13 protein-coding genes are annotated in these 14,254 nt (G+C 64.0%); 10 read left to right on the forward strand and 3 right to left on the reverse strand.

From position 1 onward, the window contains the following. Window positions 1–25: 25 nt before the first annotated feature. Genes J1G37_RS12825 through J1G37_RS12850 form a run of 6 tightly spaced genes read left to right on the forward strand, consistent with a single transcriptional unit; the run spans window position 26 to window position 6,364 of the window. Entirely contained in the window at window positions 26–1,402 is a 1,377-nt protein-coding gene (locus J1G37_RS12825) for a Rieske 2Fe-2S domain-containing protein (RefSeq protein WP_207042140.1), read from the forward strand. Next, window positions 1,399–1,887, forward strand: a complete 489-nt coding sequence (gene benB / locus J1G37_RS12830; protein WP_207042142.1) for a benzoate 1,2-dioxygenase small subunit — start codon at window positions 1,399–1,401, stop codon at window positions 1,885–1,887. The genes J1G37_RS12825 and benB overlap by 4 nt, the downstream gene beginning before the upstream one ends. Window positions 1,888–1,897: 10 nt before the next feature. Continuing rightward, the gene (gene benC / locus J1G37_RS12835; protein WP_207042144.1) at window positions 1,898–2,920 is read left to right on the forward strand and encodes a benzoate 1,2-dioxygenase electron transfer component BenC; all 1,023 of its coding nucleotides are present in this window, start codon (window positions 1,898–1,900) and stop codon (window positions 2,918–2,920) included. A gap of 9 nt (window positions 2,921–2,929) precedes the next feature. Continuing rightward, a complete protein-coding gene (locus tag J1G37_RS12840) occupies window positions 2,930–3,691 on the forward strand; it encodes a 1,6-dihydroxycyclohexa-2,4-diene-1-carboxylate dehydrogenase (RefSeq protein ID WP_207042146.1) in 762 nt (253 codons plus the stop codon). Window positions 3,692–3,732: 41 nt separating this feature from the next. Beyond that, window positions 3,733–5,067, forward strand: a complete 1,335-nt coding sequence (locus J1G37_RS12845; protein WP_207042148.1) for an MFS transporter — start codon at window positions 3,733–3,735, stop codon at window positions 5,065–5,067. Between the two features lie 40 nt (window positions 5,068–5,107). Next, on the forward strand, window positions 5,108–6,364 hold the full coding sequence (locus J1G37_RS12850) for an OprD family porin (RefSeq protein WP_207042150.1): 1,257 nt from the start codon (window positions 5,108–5,110) through the stop codon (window positions 6,362–6,364). Here the strand turns inward: J1G37_RS12850 and J1G37_RS12855 are convergent. Then, entirely contained in the window at window positions 6,361–6,573 is a 213-nt protein-coding gene (locus tag J1G37_RS12855) for a DUF2790 domain-containing protein (protein ID WP_124524482.1), read from the reverse strand. The genes J1G37_RS12850 and J1G37_RS12855 overlap by 4 nt on opposite strands. Before the next feature lie 110 nt (window positions 6,574–6,683). Between J1G37_RS12855 and J1G37_RS12860 the strand changes: the two genes are divergently transcribed. Then, window positions 6,684–7,664, forward strand: coding sequence for a LysR family transcriptional regulator (locus J1G37_RS12860; RefSeq protein WP_207042152.1), 981 nt, complete (start codon window positions 6,684–6,686; stop codon window positions 7,662–7,664). Here J1G37_RS12860 and J1G37_RS12865 read toward each other — a convergent pair. Then, on the reverse strand, window positions 7,619–8,155 hold the full coding sequence (locus J1G37_RS12865; protein WP_207042154.1) for a sterol desaturase family protein: 537 nt from the start codon (window positions 8,153–8,155) through the stop codon (window positions 7,619–7,621). The two genes, J1G37_RS12860 and J1G37_RS12865, sit on opposite strands and share 46 nt — an antisense overlap. 83 nt (window positions 8,156–8,238) lie before the next feature. Then, window positions 8,239–9,456 carry an acyl-CoA dehydrogenase family protein gene (locus J1G37_RS12870; RefSeq protein ID WP_207042156.1) on the reverse strand — a complete coding sequence of 406 codons (1,218 nt, stop codon included), beginning with the start codon at window positions 9,454–9,456 and terminating at the stop codon, window positions 8,239–8,241. Between the two features lie 297 nt (window positions 9,457–9,753). On the opposite strand from J1G37_RS12870, the gene J1G37_RS12875 reads away from it, so the two are divergent. From J1G37_RS12875 to J1G37_RS12885, 3 genes are read left to right on the forward strand one after another with little or no spacing between them, the layout of a single operon-like run. After that, entirely contained in the window at window positions 9,754–10,803 is a 1,050-nt protein-coding gene (locus J1G37_RS12875) for an ABC transporter substrate-binding protein (RefSeq protein ID WP_207042158.1), read from the forward strand. Between the two features lie 4 nt (window positions 10,804–10,807). Next, window positions 10,808–13,042, forward strand: a complete 2,235-nt coding sequence (locus tag J1G37_RS12880) for a TonB-dependent receptor (RefSeq protein WP_207042160.1) — start codon at window positions 10,808–10,810, stop codon at window positions 13,040–13,042. Window positions 13,043–13,090: 48 nt separating this feature from the next. Then, complete coding sequence (locus J1G37_RS12885; protein ID WP_207042161.1) at window positions 13,091–14,251, forward strand: LLM class flavin-dependent oxidoreductase; 1,161 nt, start codon at window positions 13,091–13,093, stop codon at window positions 14,249–14,251. The last annotated feature ends 3 nt before the right edge of the window (window positions 14,252–14,254 follow it).

The following is a 14,254-nucleotide window of genomic DNA, read 5'->3' on the forward strand; positions in this document are numbered from 1 at the left end:
ACAAGAACAACCGAGGGCCTACCCCATGATCAGCACACTCGACCGCCTCGCCCGGCAACTCGGCGAATCCGTCCAGGAAGACCCCGCCACCGGGGTCTTCCGCTGCCGCCGCGACATCTTCACCGACCCCGACCTGTTCGCCCTGGAGATGAAACACATCTTCGAAGGCGGTTGGATCTACCTGGCGCACGAAAGCCAGGTGCCCGAGATCAACGACTACTTCACCACCTGGATCGGCCGCCAACCGGTGGTCATCACCCGCGACAAGCACGGCACCCTGCACGGCCTGGTCAACGCCTGCGCGCACCGTGGCGCCATGCTCTGCCGACGCAAACAAGGCAACAAAGGCTCGTTTACCTGCCCGTTCCACGGCTGGACCTTCAGCAACGCCGGCAAGCTGCTCAAAGTGAAGGACGCCAAGACCGGCGCCTACCCCGACAGCTTCGACTGCGACGGCTCCCACGACCTCACGCGCCTGGGCCGCTTCGAAAACTACCGCGGCTTCCTGTTTGGCAGCCTCAGCGAGACGGTGCCGGAACTCAGCGATTACCTGGGTGAAACCCGCGTGATCATCGACCAGATGGTCGACCAGGCGCCCCTGGGCCTGGAAGTGCTGCGCGGCAGTTCCTCGTATGTCTACGACGGCAACTGGAAGCTGCAGATCGAAAACGGCGCCGACGGCTACCACGTCAGCTCGGTGCACTGGAACTACTCGGCGACCATGGGCCGGCGCAACTACGAGGCCGAAGGCACCCGCACCGTCGACGCCAATGGCTGGTCGAAAAGCCTCGGCGGGGTCTACGCCTTCGAGCACGGGCATATCCTCCTGTGGACACGCCTGCTCAACCCCGAAGTGCGCCCCGTCCACGCCCACCGCGCGGCGCTCGCCGAACGCCTGGGCCAGGAACGTGCCGACTTTATCGTCGAGCAAACGCGCAACCTGTGCCTCTATCCCAACGTCTACCTGATGGACCAGTTCTCCACACAGATCCGCGTGGTGCGCCCGCTCGCGGTGGACAAGACCGAAGTCACTATCTACTGCATGGCGCCCATTGGCGAAAGTGCCGAGGAGCGCGCCACGCGCATCCGCCAGTACGAAGATTTCTTCAACGTCAGCGGCATGGGCACCCCGGATGACCTGGAAGAGTTCCGCGCCTGCCAGACCGGCTACCAGGGCGCGACCACCTTGTGGAACGACCTCAGCCGTGGCGCCAAGCAATGGGTCGAAGGCGCCGATGAAAACGCCCGCGCCATGGGCATGCAGCCGCAGCTCAGCGGGGTCAAGACCGAAGACGAAGGCCTGTTTGTGCGCCAGCACGCCCATTGGGCGCAAAGCCTGCAACGCGCTATCCAGCACGAGCAACAACACCTGATCGCCAGCGACAAGGTGGTGCTGTCATGAGCGCCTCCCGTGACCGTTTGCTCGACTTTCTCTACTACGAAGCGCGCCTGCTGGATGACCGCCAGTGGGACGAATGGCTGGCGTGCTACTCGCCCAAGGTCGAATACTGGATGCCGGCGTGGGACGACCACGACACCCTCACCGAAGACCCCCAGCGCGAAATCTCGCTGATCTACTACCCCAGCCGTGACGGCCTGGAAGACCGCGTGTTCCGCATCAAGACCGAACGCTCCAGCGCCAGCACGCCAGAGCCGCGCACCGCGCACCTGATCACCAACCTCGAAGTGCTGGCCGACGACGGCGCGCAGGTGCACTTGCGCTTCAACTGGCAAACCCTCAGCCACCGCTACAAGACCACGGACACGTACTTCGGCACCTCGTTCTATCACCTTGACCTGCGCGGCGAACAGCCGCTGATCACGCGCAAGAAGGTGGTGCTGAAAAACGACTACATCCATCAGGTCATCGACATCTATCACATCTGAGGACGCCCCAATGACGTACGCCATTGCCCTGAACTTCGAGGACGGGGTGACCCGTTTCATCGACTGCAAGGTGGGTGAGAAGGTCCTCGACGCGGCCTTTCGCCAACGTATCAACCTGCCCATGGACTGCTCGGACGGCGTGTGCGGCACCTGCAAATGCCGCTGCGAGACCGGCGCCTATGAGCTGGGCGACGACTATATCGACGACGCCCTCAGCGCCGACGAAGCCGAGGAACGCCAGGTACTCACCTGCCAGATGGTGCCGCAGTCCGATTGCGTGATCGCCGTGCCGGTGCTGTCCAGCGCGTGCAAGACCGGCACCGCGCAATTTGCCGCGACGCTGGCCAACATCACCCGCCATGCCGATGCGGCGGTGGAGGTGAGTTTCGAACTGCACGAAGCGCCGGTCTTCCTGCCGGGCCAATACGTGAATATCGGCGTGCCAGGCAGCGGCCAGACCCGCGCCTATTCCTTCAGCAGCCGCCCCGGCGAGCGCCGCGCGAGTTTCCTCATCAAGCAGGTGCCAGGCGGGTTGATGAGCAGCTGGCTGGCCCAGGCCCAGCCCGGCGACGCAGTCTCGATGACCGGTCCACTGGGCAGTTTCTACCTGCGCGAGGTGGCGCGGCCGTTGTTGCTGCTGGCCGGTGGCACCGGGCTGGCGCCGTTTCTGTCGATGCTTGAAGTGCTCGCCGAACGCCAGGAGACGCGCGCAATCACGCTGATCTACGGGGTGACCCGCGACCAGGACCTGGTGATGGTCGAGGCGCTGCACGGGTTTGCCCAGCGTTTGCCGAATCTCACCGTGGTCACCTGCGTCGCCGACCCGCAGACCAGCCACCCACGCCAGGGCTATGTCACCCAGCACATGCCCGGCGACGCCCTCCACGGCGGTAACGTCGACGTGTACCTGTGCGGGCCACCGCCGATGGTCGATGCCGTGCGCGAGCACTTCAAGCGCCAAGGCGTCAGCCCGGCCAGCTTCCACTACGAGAAATTCACCCCTAACGCCATCGTCACCGGCGATGCCGCCTGAGGAAGCCCCATGACTTTAAGGTTCAACAACAAGGTGGCGCTCGTGACGGGCGCTGCCCAAGGCATTGGCCGGCGCGTAGCCGAGCGTTTGCTGGAGGAGGGTGCCTGGCTGGTGGCGGTCGATCGCTCGGACCTGGTGCATGAGTTGCAGCACGAGCGCGCGTTGATCCTCACCGCCGACCTGGAGCAACACGCCGACTGCGCGCAGGTGATGGCGACAGCCCAGGCGCATTTCGGGCGCATCGATATCCTGGTCAACAACGTCGGCGGCACGATCTGGGCGAAACCCTTCGAGCACTACGCCGCGCCGGAAATCGAAGCCGAAGTGCGCCGCTCGCTGTTCCCCACGTTGTGGTGCTGCCATTGCGTGTTGCCGTACATGCTGGCGCAGGGCGGCGGCGCCATCGTCAACGTCTCGTCGATTGCCACACGCGGCGTCAATCGCGTGCCGTATGGCGCGGCCAAGGGCGGCGTGAATGCCCTCACCGCGTGCCTGGCCTTCGAAACCGCCGGCAGCGGCATTCGTGTGAATGCCACGGCGCCCGGTGGCACCGAAGCCCCGCCGCGCCGTATTCCGCGTAACAGCCAGGCGCAAACCGAACAGGAACGCGTCTGGTACCAACAGATCGTCGACCAGACCCTCGCCAGCAGCCCGATGCAACGCTACGGCAGCATCGACGAACAAGCCGGCGCGATCCTGTTTCTCGCGTCTGACGAAGCCTCCTACATCACCGGCGTGACCCTGCCCGTGGGAGGCGGCGACCTGGGTTGAGCCTCCTTTGCACTCACAACAACAATAAAGAGAGCACTGCCATGCGTACCCATGACGTTCATTCAATTATCGATAACGCCCGCTTCAGTCGGTTCCACTGGATGGTGGTGGGCCTGTGTGCCTTGCTGCTGATCTTCGACGGCTACGATTTGTTCATCTACGGCGTGGTCCTGCCGTCCATCATGAAAGAGTGGGGGCTTTCGCCCTTGCAAGCCGGGGCGCTGGGCAGTTATGCGCTGTTCGGCATGATGTTCGGCGCACTGGTGTTCGGCAGCCTGGCGGACCGCTTCGGGCGCAAGAAAGGCATCGCCGTGTGCTTCGCGCTGTTCAGCGTGGCCACGGTGGTCAACGGCTTTGCCAGCAGCCCCACGGAATTTGGTATCTGCCGGTTTATCGCCGGGCTTGGCTGTGGCGGGCTGATGCCCAATGCAGCGGCGCTGATGAACGAATACGCACCCAAGAAACTGCGCAGTACCTTGATGGCGGTGATGTTCAGCGGTTATTCCCTGGGCGGCATGCTCGCGGCCAGCGTGGGGATTTTCATGCTGCCCAACTATGGCTGGTCGTCGATGTTCTTCGCGGCGGCTGTGCCGTTGTTGCTGTTGCCGATCATCGTGTATTGGCTGCCGGAATCCATCGGCTTCCTGGTGCGCCAGAGCCGCCACGAACAGGCGCGGGGGTTGCTGATGCGCCTGTCGCCGGGCACGCAGATCGAGGCGGGCGATGAGCTGGTGCTCAACGATGTGAAAGCCAAGGGCGCCTCGGTGGTGGAGCTGTTCCGCCACGGGCTGGGCGTGCGCACGGCCATGGTTTGGGTTGCGTTTTTCTGCTGCCTGCTGATGGTCTATGCGCTGAGTTCGTGGCTGCCCAAGCTGATGGCAGGCGCTGGTTATAGCCTGGGTTCAAGTTTGTCTTTTCTGGTCGCGCTGAACCTTGGCGGCATGGCAGGGGCGTTGGTGGGTGGCTGGTTGGGTGACCGCTTGAACCTGATCAAAGTGATGATCTGCTTCTTCCTGACCGGCGTGGTGTCCATCAGCCTGCTGGGGTTCAACAGCCCGATGCCGGTCCTGTACCTGCTGATCTTCCTCGCGGGCGCCACCACCATTGGCACGCAAATCCTGCTGTATGCCGCTGCCGCGCAGCTCTACGGCTTGTCCATTCGCGCCACCGGCCTGGGCTGGGCGTCCGGCATCGGCCGCAATGGTGCAATCGTCGGGCCGTTGCTGGGGGGCGCGTTGATGTCGGCGGAACTGCCATTGCAACTGAACTTCCTGGTCTTTGCCATTCCCGGCGCAATCGCGGCGCTGGCGATGCTGACCTACGCGCTGAATGTGCGCCGGCCGCGCGAGCGCCTGGAGGCGGCTGGCGCGCGTTGAATTCCCCATCGTCGATAACAACAATTAAAAGAGCAACGACATGAATCAGCAGACCACCCAGCGACTCTGGCTGTCTCTACTTGGCATGCCCCTCGCCGCGACGGCGGCCGAGGGCGGCTTTTTCGACGGCTCCAGCGCCACCTTGCAAGCGCGCAACTATTACTTCAGCCGCGACTTCTCCGATATCGTCGGCGCGAATAAACAGTCCAAGGCCGAAGAGTGGGGCCAGGGTTTTATCCTCACTTACAAATCCGGCTATACCCCGGGGCCCGTCGGCTTTGGCCTGGATGCACTCGGCACCCTGGGCCTCAAGCTCGACAGCAGCCCGGACCGGGTCAATACCGGCTTGTTGCCAGTCAAGGACAATGGCCGCGCGGCAGACGACTACAGCCGCCTGGGCCTGACCTTCAAGGCGCGGCTGTCCAAGACCGAATTGAAGGTCGGCGAATTGCAGCCCAACCTGCCGGTGCTGGCCTTCAGCGATATCCGCCTGCTGCCACCGAGTTATCAAGGGGTGAATATCAGCTCCAGTGAGATCAAAGGCCTCACGCTACAGGCCGGCCACCTGACCACCACCAGCCTGCGCAACGAAGCCGGTGATGAAAAGATGCTCGCCATGCTCGGCCACGTGCCGCAGCGCAGCGCCGACAGCGATGCCTTCGACTATGTGGGCGGCGACTACGCCTTCAACGCCAACCGCACCAGCGTCAGCCTGTGGCGTGGCGAGCTGCAAGACATCTACGCGCAGAACTTCCTCGGCCTCAAGCACAGCCAGCCGTTCGGGAATTGGCTGCTGGGCGCCAACCTCGGTTACTACACGGCGCGGGAAGACGGCGAAAAACGCCTGGGCAAGATCGACAACCAGGCATTTTTCTCGCTGCTGTCAGCCCGGCACGGCGGCCACACAGTGTATGTCGGCTACCAGGCCATGTACGGCGACAGTGCGTTCCCCCGGGTGTTTGCCAACGTCACGCCGTTGGGCAACGAGGTGCCCACCTACGAGTTCGCCTACACCGACGAACGTTCCTGGCAGGCGCGCTATGACTACGACTTCGCCGCACTCGGCGTGCCTGGGTTGATCACCACGCTGCGCTATATCAGCGGTGACAACGTGACCACCGGCGCGGGATTCGAAGGCAAGGACCGCGAGCGCGACCTCGATATCGGCTACGCCGTGCAAAGCGGCGTGTTACGCGGCCTGGGCATTCGCGTGCGTAATGTCATGGCGCGTTCCAACTACCGCAGTGATATCGACGAGAACCGGCTGATCCTCAGCTACACCTGGACCCTGCTTTAAACGCCGCCCTGGCACGTGCCCATCACCAGGTAGTTGACGGTGTGCTGCACGCCCTGGCTGTCGAGATACACCAGGGTGGCCGGCGCCACCTGGCAACCGCCAGGCACGGCGGTGACGGAAACCACACGCTGCACATCCGGCACGCTGTCGGCGGCGAAAGCGCCGCTGGCGGCGAAGAGCAGGATAAGGCTGCAAAACTTGATGTTCATGGGATGACCCTCTGTCAGTAGGCTTCAGTTTAGCCAGCACAGCGCAGGGTTAAAGACAGGAGCGGGTAAATGACTCATACGTTTTACGTAGCAATCGCGGGGCCGCGCTGATGGACCTGCTCCACGGCATGCAGGTGTTTGCACGGGTGGTCGACAGTGGCAGCTTTGCCGCCGCCGCCGAGTGCCTGGACCTGTCCGGCGCGCAAGTGTCGCGGCTGGTCTCCGACCTGGAGAAGCACCTGCAAACGCGCCTGTTGCAACGCACCACGCGACGCCTGTGCCTCACCGAATCCGGCGAGCGCTTTCTGCTGCGTTGCCGCGACATCCTGGAGGACGTCCGCGAGGCCACAGCGGAAGCCCACGGCGACCATCTCAACCCGCGCGGGCGTTTGCGCGTGCATTGCATGAGCGGGCTGGGCGTACTGATCACACCCTTGATTGCGCGTTACAGCGAGCGTTACCCCGACGTGTGCATCGAGCTGAGCCTGTCCCAGCACAACCCGGACCCGCTGGAGGAAGGCCACGACGTGGTGATCTCGATTGCCCGCTCACTGCCCGACTCGGCATTGGTCAGCCAGACGCTTGGCCAGTTGTTCAGCGTGCCCTGCGCCGCGCCCCGGTACCTGCTTCAGCACGGCGTGCCCGAACAGCCGGAGCACCTGATGCAACACCGGCGCCTGCACCTGCAAGACTTCCAGGAAGACGCCTGGCTGTTCAAAGGCCCAGCGGGTGACCTGGCCATTGCCCCGGGCGACACCTTCAGGACCAACGTGGCCGACGCCATGGTCAAGGCCACGCAGGAAGGCATGGGCATCAGCCTGTTGCCGTTGTTCAGTGTGTATCAGGCGTTGCAGGACGGCTCGCTGGTGCGCCTGTTGCCGGATCACCGCTTGCGTGAACGCAGCATCTTCGCGCTGTATCCGTCCCGGCGCTTCCTGGATGCCAAGGTGCGCACCTGGGTGGAGTTCCTGCAAGCGCAACTGCCCTTGCTGCTGGCCCAGCATGTGCGGGTGATTGATGACCCTGAGTATTCGCGACCCACGGGTCAGGCTGGCTTTTCCTCGGTGCTCAGCGATTCGGCGCGGATGTAGCTGCGAAAGACATGGTCCCAGAGCGGGGACGACACCCCGAAGTTTTTCTCGATGCCCTTGCGGTGATGCAGGTCGTGGTTGGCCACCAAACCGGGAATGTAGCGGTAAGCCCAGTGCTCGGGGCGATGCATCACGTAGTGCAGGGAAATGTAGAAGAAGTAACCGGTGACCGCGCCGATAAACACCGAGGTCAGCCCGGTGTACCAGGCAAACAGCAGCAGGGCGGCGAAGGTGGAACTGGTCTTCCAGCTCGACACGCCGATATAGGCCAGCACGTCGACATGGTGGGTCCAGTGTTCGCGGCGGTACAGCGAGTGGAACAGGAAGCGGTGCGTCGAATACTCCACCAGCGTCCAGGCCAGCAGGCCCAGCAGGGCCAGGCCGGCGTCGAACGGCGCGAGGTAAAGGGCCAGGGCGATAAACAGCGGGACGGTGAAAAAGTCGAGGTAATAAGCGACTGATGACATCAGCCATTTATTGGAAGCAGCCATGTGCGCAATATCCTTGTAGTGCCGATGGTTGGGGCGAATCGGCGGCGATTGGAGCACACATTGGCGCTTCCTTGCAGCAACCCTCAACCGGTCTTGCGGCCTTGTTCACCTTTGGCGAGGATCGCGGTGTATTCGCCGGGGTCCACGCCGTTGAGGTAGTAATTGCCGACATGGTGCAAACGCCAGCGGATCGGGTCATGGGTGGTGTGCACCCGCGCATTGCGCCAGAAGCGGTCGAGGTTCCATTTGCTCAGGGCGGAACTGGCGCCGAGCAGGGCGAAGATCTCGCTGGAGATTTTCAGCGAGGCACTGTCGGAGTGGGCGCGCACCGTCGCCACCGCCAGGATCAGCTCGCTTTGCAGAACTGTGTCGTGCTCATCCAGCAGATGCTGGTCGAACAGCCGGGCGGCGTCGCGCAGCAGGGATTCGGCGGCGCGCAGGGCCACGGCGAATTCGCCGATCTGGCGGATCACGTGCGGTTCTTCATAGGCGTGATCGACGCCACTCTCCACCCACGGTCGTGCGTGCTGGCGCAGGTAGTCGACGCCGGCCTGCAACGCGCCGGCGGCGATGCCGGTGTCGATAGCGGCGTGGAGGATTTGCGGGAAGGTCAGGCCGGTGCGCTTCATCGGGCCTTCGCGCAGCAACACGAAGTCGGGGTCGAGGATCACGTCATCGAAGCGCACGGTACCGCTCACCGAATGCTGCTGGCCAAAGGCACGCCAGTCGTCCACCAGGGTCAGGCCGGGGGTGTCGCGGTGTAGCCAGATACCCGCGCCGCCTTGCTCTGAGGCGGCGGCCAGCCAGATCCAGTCGGCCAGGTAGGCGCCGGTCGAATAGAACTTGCTGCCGTTGAGCACCAGTTGCCCGTCGGCGCGCCGCTCGACGCGGGTCTTCAGGGCAAATTTGTTTTTCCCGCCGACTTCGGCCAAGGCGTTGGCCAGGCGCTTGCCGGCCAACACATCGCTGACGATGCGCTGGCGTGCCGTGGCGCTGTAGTCCTCGAGGATGCCGCGCAGCATCACGTAGTGAATCTGCAACAGCTGGCCGACGCCGCCGTCGGCCGTGGAAATGATGCGCACCACCTCCACCTGGGTTTCTACTGAGGCGCCGAGGCCGCCCAAGGCGCTGGGCACGCCAATGGCGGTCAGTCCGTAATCGGACAGCCATTGGGCCTGGCGGCTGGGAAGTTGCTCATTGTTCGCAGGGTCGCGGGCCAGCTCGGCGATGCGCAGGGCGGCCGCGCGGGCGGCGTCCAGGGCCTGGCGTTCGGTGCGTAGGGGCAGGGCGATGTCGCTCATGGGTAAACGTCTCGTTGGGCAGATGAAAAAACACTCACGCCAGCCCTGAGCAAGTTCTGCGCCAGCGCGCATTGGCCCGTGCGCAGGGGCTTTGGCGCGACGCAACCGTGCTGGTTGTGGCATTGGCAGCAGTGGCTGCTGGTGGCCTGCTGCGCTGGCAGCAGTCGGCGCTTCCTGAAACTCCGATATCAAATAAATTCGTTATAAATCAGCCTGATAGCTGGTTGGCATGGTCGTTGCGATGAGCTGCGCATCTACCCGCTAACGGGTCTTTCATTTGTGCTGACCGGAGTTCCCATGCCCATTGCCGCTGCCTTGCCTCCTTCCTCCTTGGACACGTTGTGGTTTACCCGTTGCCCAGTGCCGACCGCCTCGGGTATTGCCTTCAAGCTCGGCTGGCTGGGCGAAGAATTCGCCCGCGACGGTATCCGCGTCGCCACCTTGCAGGACGCCTTGCAACTGGGCCGTCATCATTACGATCACGAACTGCCGGGGCTGTTTCGTGAAGGCGGCAACGTGCCGGCCCTGGCCGCACGCGGCGCCGGCACACCCACGCGCTTGATCGGCCTGACCTGGATCGAGGAATGGCAAACCATCCTCGTGCGTCCCGACTCGGGCATTCGTTCGCCCGCCGACCTGCGCGGCAAGCGCCTGGCCCTGCCGGCCTGGGAAGTCGGCGACCGTCCCGGCAGCATCGCCCGCGCCATGAGCCTGTCCGGCTACAAGGGCGCGCTGTCGTTGGCCGGCCTGGATTTCAGCGATGTGGACCTGGTGGAAGTGGCCCTGCACCCACGTGACGACAGCCTGCCGCCTGAGGAAGGTTTGCAGCGCCTGTGGTCGGGCCTCGATCACCTGGTGCGCGGCGAGGTGGACGCGGTGTACGTCAAAGGCGCCTCGGCCGCCGACGCCGCGCAGCGCCTGGGCTTGGTGGTGGGCATCGACCTCGACCAGGTCGCCACGCCTCGCCAACGCATCAATAACGGCACGCCGCGCCCGATCACCATCCACCAGAACCTGTTGGACGAGCACTACGACGTAGTGGTGCGGTTCCTCGCGCAAACGCTGCGTGCCGCCGATTGGGCCGCGCAGAACCTTGATGCGCTGCGCGGCATCCTCGCCGAAGAAACCCGTGCCGCCAGTGCCGGTGTCGAGGCGGCTTACCGGGGGGATTTCCACACCTCACTGCACCCGGATTTATCGGCCAAGCGCCTGGAGTACCTGGCGCTGCAAAAGAACTTCCTCTACCGCCATGGCTTCCTTGAGCACGATTTCGACCTCGCCCAGTGGGTCGCCCCCCAACCGTTGCAAGACGCCCGCGCATTGCTCAACCGTAGCCAAGGACAGTAAGCCCATGCCCGCACACTTTCGCTTCAACCGCCTGGCCTGGGCCGTTGCCGGTGCCCTGGCGCTGCACGGCCAGCTCGCCGCCGCCGACGAACCGGTGGCCGCAGCTAACGATGCGTTGCCCACGGTGACCGTCACCGCGCAAAAACGTGAAGAGTCTCTGCAGGACGTACCCTCGGCGATCTCCGTGGTCAGCGCCAAGGACATCGAGAGTAACGGCGGCGGTTTCAGTGCCGGCAAAGCCCTGCGCAATGTGCCCAACGCCATCGCGCCGGAGTTTGCCGGCCACCAGCGCCCGCGCTGGTACATCCGAGGCATGGGCTCCGGCGACATGGCCTCGACCACGGTGTACCCGGTGGGCATCTACACCGACGACGTGTACATCGACCCCCACGTGGCCACCGGTTTTCCGCTGTATGACATGGAGCGCGTGGAAGTGCTGCGTGGCCCCCAAGGCACCCTGTGGGGCAAGAACACCACCGGCGGCGCAATCAACTTTGTCTCGCGCAAACCGACCTTCGAAGACCCCGCAGGCTACTTCAAGGCCGATGCTGGCAACTACAACGCCAAGCTGTATGAAGGCGCCTACGGCGGCACCTTGCTCAAGGACAAGCTGGCCGGCCGCGTGGCGTTTATCGACCAGAGCAGCGACGGCCAATTGAAAAACCAGGTGGACGGCCACACGGTTGGCGACATCCACGACCAAGCCCTGCGCCTGCAACTGCTGGCGCAAATCAACGATGACCTGCAAGCCACCCTGCAACTGCATGCCCGCGACTACAAAGGCCAGGGCATCGCCACCCGCGCCTGGGGCGCAGGGGCGGGCGGCAGCACGTTGTTCGGCCCGGCGCCCAAGCCGAACACCGGCCACGCCGCGTTTACCGGCAAGGCCGACGACCGCATCCAGCACAACGGCGTGCAACTGGCGTTGAAGTGGGACCTGGGCGAGCTGCAACTGGATTCGATTACGGCGTTCGACGACATCCAGGAAAAAGCCCAGGGCCCGAACATGAGTATCTACGAGTTCGGCCGCTCCTATTCCGACGACCACTGGAAGCAGGCCTCCCAGGAACTGCGCCTGTCCTCGGCGAAGAACCAGGCGGTGAGCTGGATCGTCGGTACCCACCTGTTCCACGAACACCTGGACAGCGCTTCCAGCAGTGCGTTGCTGCCGGCCGACTACAACCAGGCGTTCGGCGTCGCCGATTACGGCAAGACCTCGATTGACCAGACCACCGACAGTTTCGCAATCTTCGGCAGCACCACCTGGCAGGTCAGCGAGCCCTTGAGCATCACCACCGGCCTGCGCTGGACCCGCGAAACCAAGGACATCGACCTGCAACGCGTGGCCGCACCGGGCAGCGACTCAGTGTCGTTCGCCAGCGCCGACCAGTGGTGGAAGCACTACACCGGGCCGCTGGCGACCACCGTGGTGCAGGACGAAAAACGCACCTGGAACAAACTCACCTACGACATCACCCCCGAGTACCAGCTCAACGACAACGCCCGCGTGTACTTCCGTTATGCCAAGGGCTTCCGCTCCGGAGGCTTCAGCGGCGGCGCGCTGGTGCAGGCCGAAGCGTCGGTGGTGGCGCCGGAAAATGTCGATGCCTACGAGCTGGGGATCAAGAGTGAATGGTTCGATGAACGCCTGACCGCCAACGCCAACGTCTTCTACTACGACTACTCGGACATCCAGGTCAACGCCGTGTCGGTGCGCGACGGCCAGGTGGTGTCGCTGCTGACCAACAGCGGCAAGGGCGTGATTCGCGGCGCCGAGTTCGAACTTGAAGCGCTGCCGTTCACCAACCTGCACCTGAACGCCTCGGCGGGCCTGTTGCACACGGAGTTGCAGGACTTCGAATCCGGCGGCGTTGATTACTCCGGCAACCGCATCGCCCGTTCGCCGTCACGCACCCTGGCCGTGGGCGCTAGCTACCGCATCCCGCTGGACAACGGCAATGCGCTCAACTTCGGCAGCGACTGGCGCTACCAGAGCCGCATCTACTTCCTGCCCACCGCCCAGCAGGACCACAGCGTGTCCCAAGGCGGCTACACCCTGGGCAGCGCCAGCGCCACCTACCACTTTGGCGGGCGCCTGGACCTGGATCTGACCGCCTACGTCAACAACCTCACCGACAAACAATACAAGACCGATAGCGTGCCCTTGCCCTTCGATGTGGCCTGGGACGCGCGGGGCGACCGGCGCACCTTTGGTGTCAGTGCGCTGACCCGTTTCTAAAGCCATGCCCTTGCGTGCATCCCTGACCTTTTTCTGGAGCAACACAGCATGACGATCAAACTCTTGTGGTACCTCACCACCCCCGATGGCCCGTACCCGTGGGAAGCGGCCGGGCGCTGGGTGACCGGTTTCGAACAGCTCAAGCAGATTGCCGTGGTCGCCGACCGCCTGGGTTATTACGGCTCGCTGCTGGGCACCAGCCCCAATTCCAACCTGGCCACGGCCGCTGCCTTGATCGATGCGACCAAACGCCTGCGGTTTTTGATTGCGCAGTACCCCGGTGAACTGTCGCCAGCGGTATTGGCCAAGTGGGCGTTGAGCTTCGACCAGTATTCCGGTGGGCGTTTGTTGCTCAACCTGGTCAATGGCGATGACAGCGGCCTGGCGGCCTTGGGCGTGCATTTTCCCCACGATGAGCGCTACGACTTCAGCCGCGACTACTGGCGGGCCTTTCGCAGCGTGTATGCCGGTGAAACCCAGGGTTTTGCCGGTAAATACATCAACCTGGCGCCGCGCGATCCGGCAGATGCCGAACACCCGCTGGGCGGCTGGCTGGCGCCGACGCAATCCACGCCCATCGAGTTCTGGGGTGCGGGCACGTCCGACGCCGGTGTGGCCCATTCGGCCGACCTGCTCGACGTGTACCTGAGCTTTGCCGACACGCCGCCACGCCTGGGGGACAAATTCCGCCGCGTCGGCTTGGAGGCGGCCAAGCGCGGGCGCAGCCTGCGTTTTGGTACGCGCTTGCAGATTATCGTGCGCGAGACCGAAGAAGAGGCGTGGGCCCACGCCGAGTTGTTGTTGCAGCGCACCTCCCTGCAAACCGCCCTCGACGGCGTGGCCGCGCAGTTGCCCCCGGGCGAAACCCTGGAGACGTACGTCAGCGACGATCCCCAGGTGCAACGCAACCTGCAAACCCTGCGCGAAGGCCGCCTGCCCACGGCGCGGGAACTGGAGATCTACCCCAACGTGTGGGTCGGGCCAAGCCTGTTTGGGTTCGACATCCTGCGTCCGGCGGCCGGTACCTATCTGGTGGGCAGTGCCATCCAGGTGGCCGAGCGCGTGCGTGAGTACCAGGCGCAGGGCGTGTCGGCGTTCATCCTTTCGGGTTATCCGCTGATCGATGAAGCGCAGCGCGTGGCGGATCTGCTGTTCCCATTGCTGGATCTGGATCACGGTTTCGACATTCCGTTGTTGTCGGCGAGGTGAGCC

This window comes from Pseudomonas sp. Marseille-Q1929 (assembly GCF_017316265.1).
Taxonomy (GTDB): domain Bacteria; phylum Pseudomonadota; class Gammaproteobacteria; order Pseudomonadales; family Pseudomonadaceae; genus Aquipseudomonas.

Coding starts and splice junctions, on each gene's coding strand:
- J1G37_RS12825 (WP_207042140.1), top strand. CDS start 26: ATGATCAGCACACTCGACCGCCTCGCCCGGCAACTCGGCGAATCCGTC.
- benB (WP_207042142.1), top strand. CDS start 1,399: ATGAGCGCCTCCCGTGACCGTTTGCTCGACTTTCTCTACTACGAAGCG.
- benC (WP_207042144.1), top strand. CDS start 1,898: ATGACGTACGCCATTGCCCTGAACTTCGAGGACGGGGTGACCCGTTTC.
- J1G37_RS12840 (WP_207042146.1), top strand. CDS start 2,930: ATGACTTTAAGGTTCAACAACAAGGTGGCGCTCGTGACGGGCGCTGCC.
- J1G37_RS12845 (WP_207042148.1), top strand. CDS start 3,733: ATGCGTACCCATGACGTTCATTCAATTATCGATAACGCCCGCTTCAGT.
- J1G37_RS12850 (WP_207042150.1), top strand. CDS start 5,108: ATGAATCAGCAGACCACCCAGCGACTCTGGCTGTCTCTACTTGGCATG.
- J1G37_RS12855 (WP_124524482.1), bottom strand. CDS start 6,573: ATGAACATCAAGTTTTGCAGCCTTATCCTGCTCTTCGCCGCCAGCGGC.
- J1G37_RS12860 (WP_207042152.1), top strand. CDS start 6,684: ATGGACCTGCTCCACGGCATGCAGGTGTTTGCACGGGTGGTCGACAGT.
- J1G37_RS12865 (WP_207042154.1), bottom strand. CDS start 8,155: ATGGCTGCTTCCAATAAATGGCTGATGTCATCAGTCGCTTATTACCTC.
- J1G37_RS12870 (WP_207042156.1), bottom strand. CDS start 9,456: ATGAGCGACATCGCCCTGCCCCTACGCACCGAACGCCAGGCCCTGGAC.
- J1G37_RS12875 (WP_207042158.1), top strand. CDS start 9,754: ATGCCCATTGCCGCTGCCTTGCCTCCTTCCTCCTTGGACACGTTGTGG.
- J1G37_RS12880 (WP_207042160.1), top strand. CDS start 10,808: ATGCCCGCACACTTTCGCTTCAACCGCCTGGCCTGGGCCGTTGCCGGT.
- J1G37_RS12885 (WP_207042161.1), top strand. CDS start 13,091: ATGACGATCAAACTCTTGTGGTACCTCACCACCCCCGATGGCCCGTAC.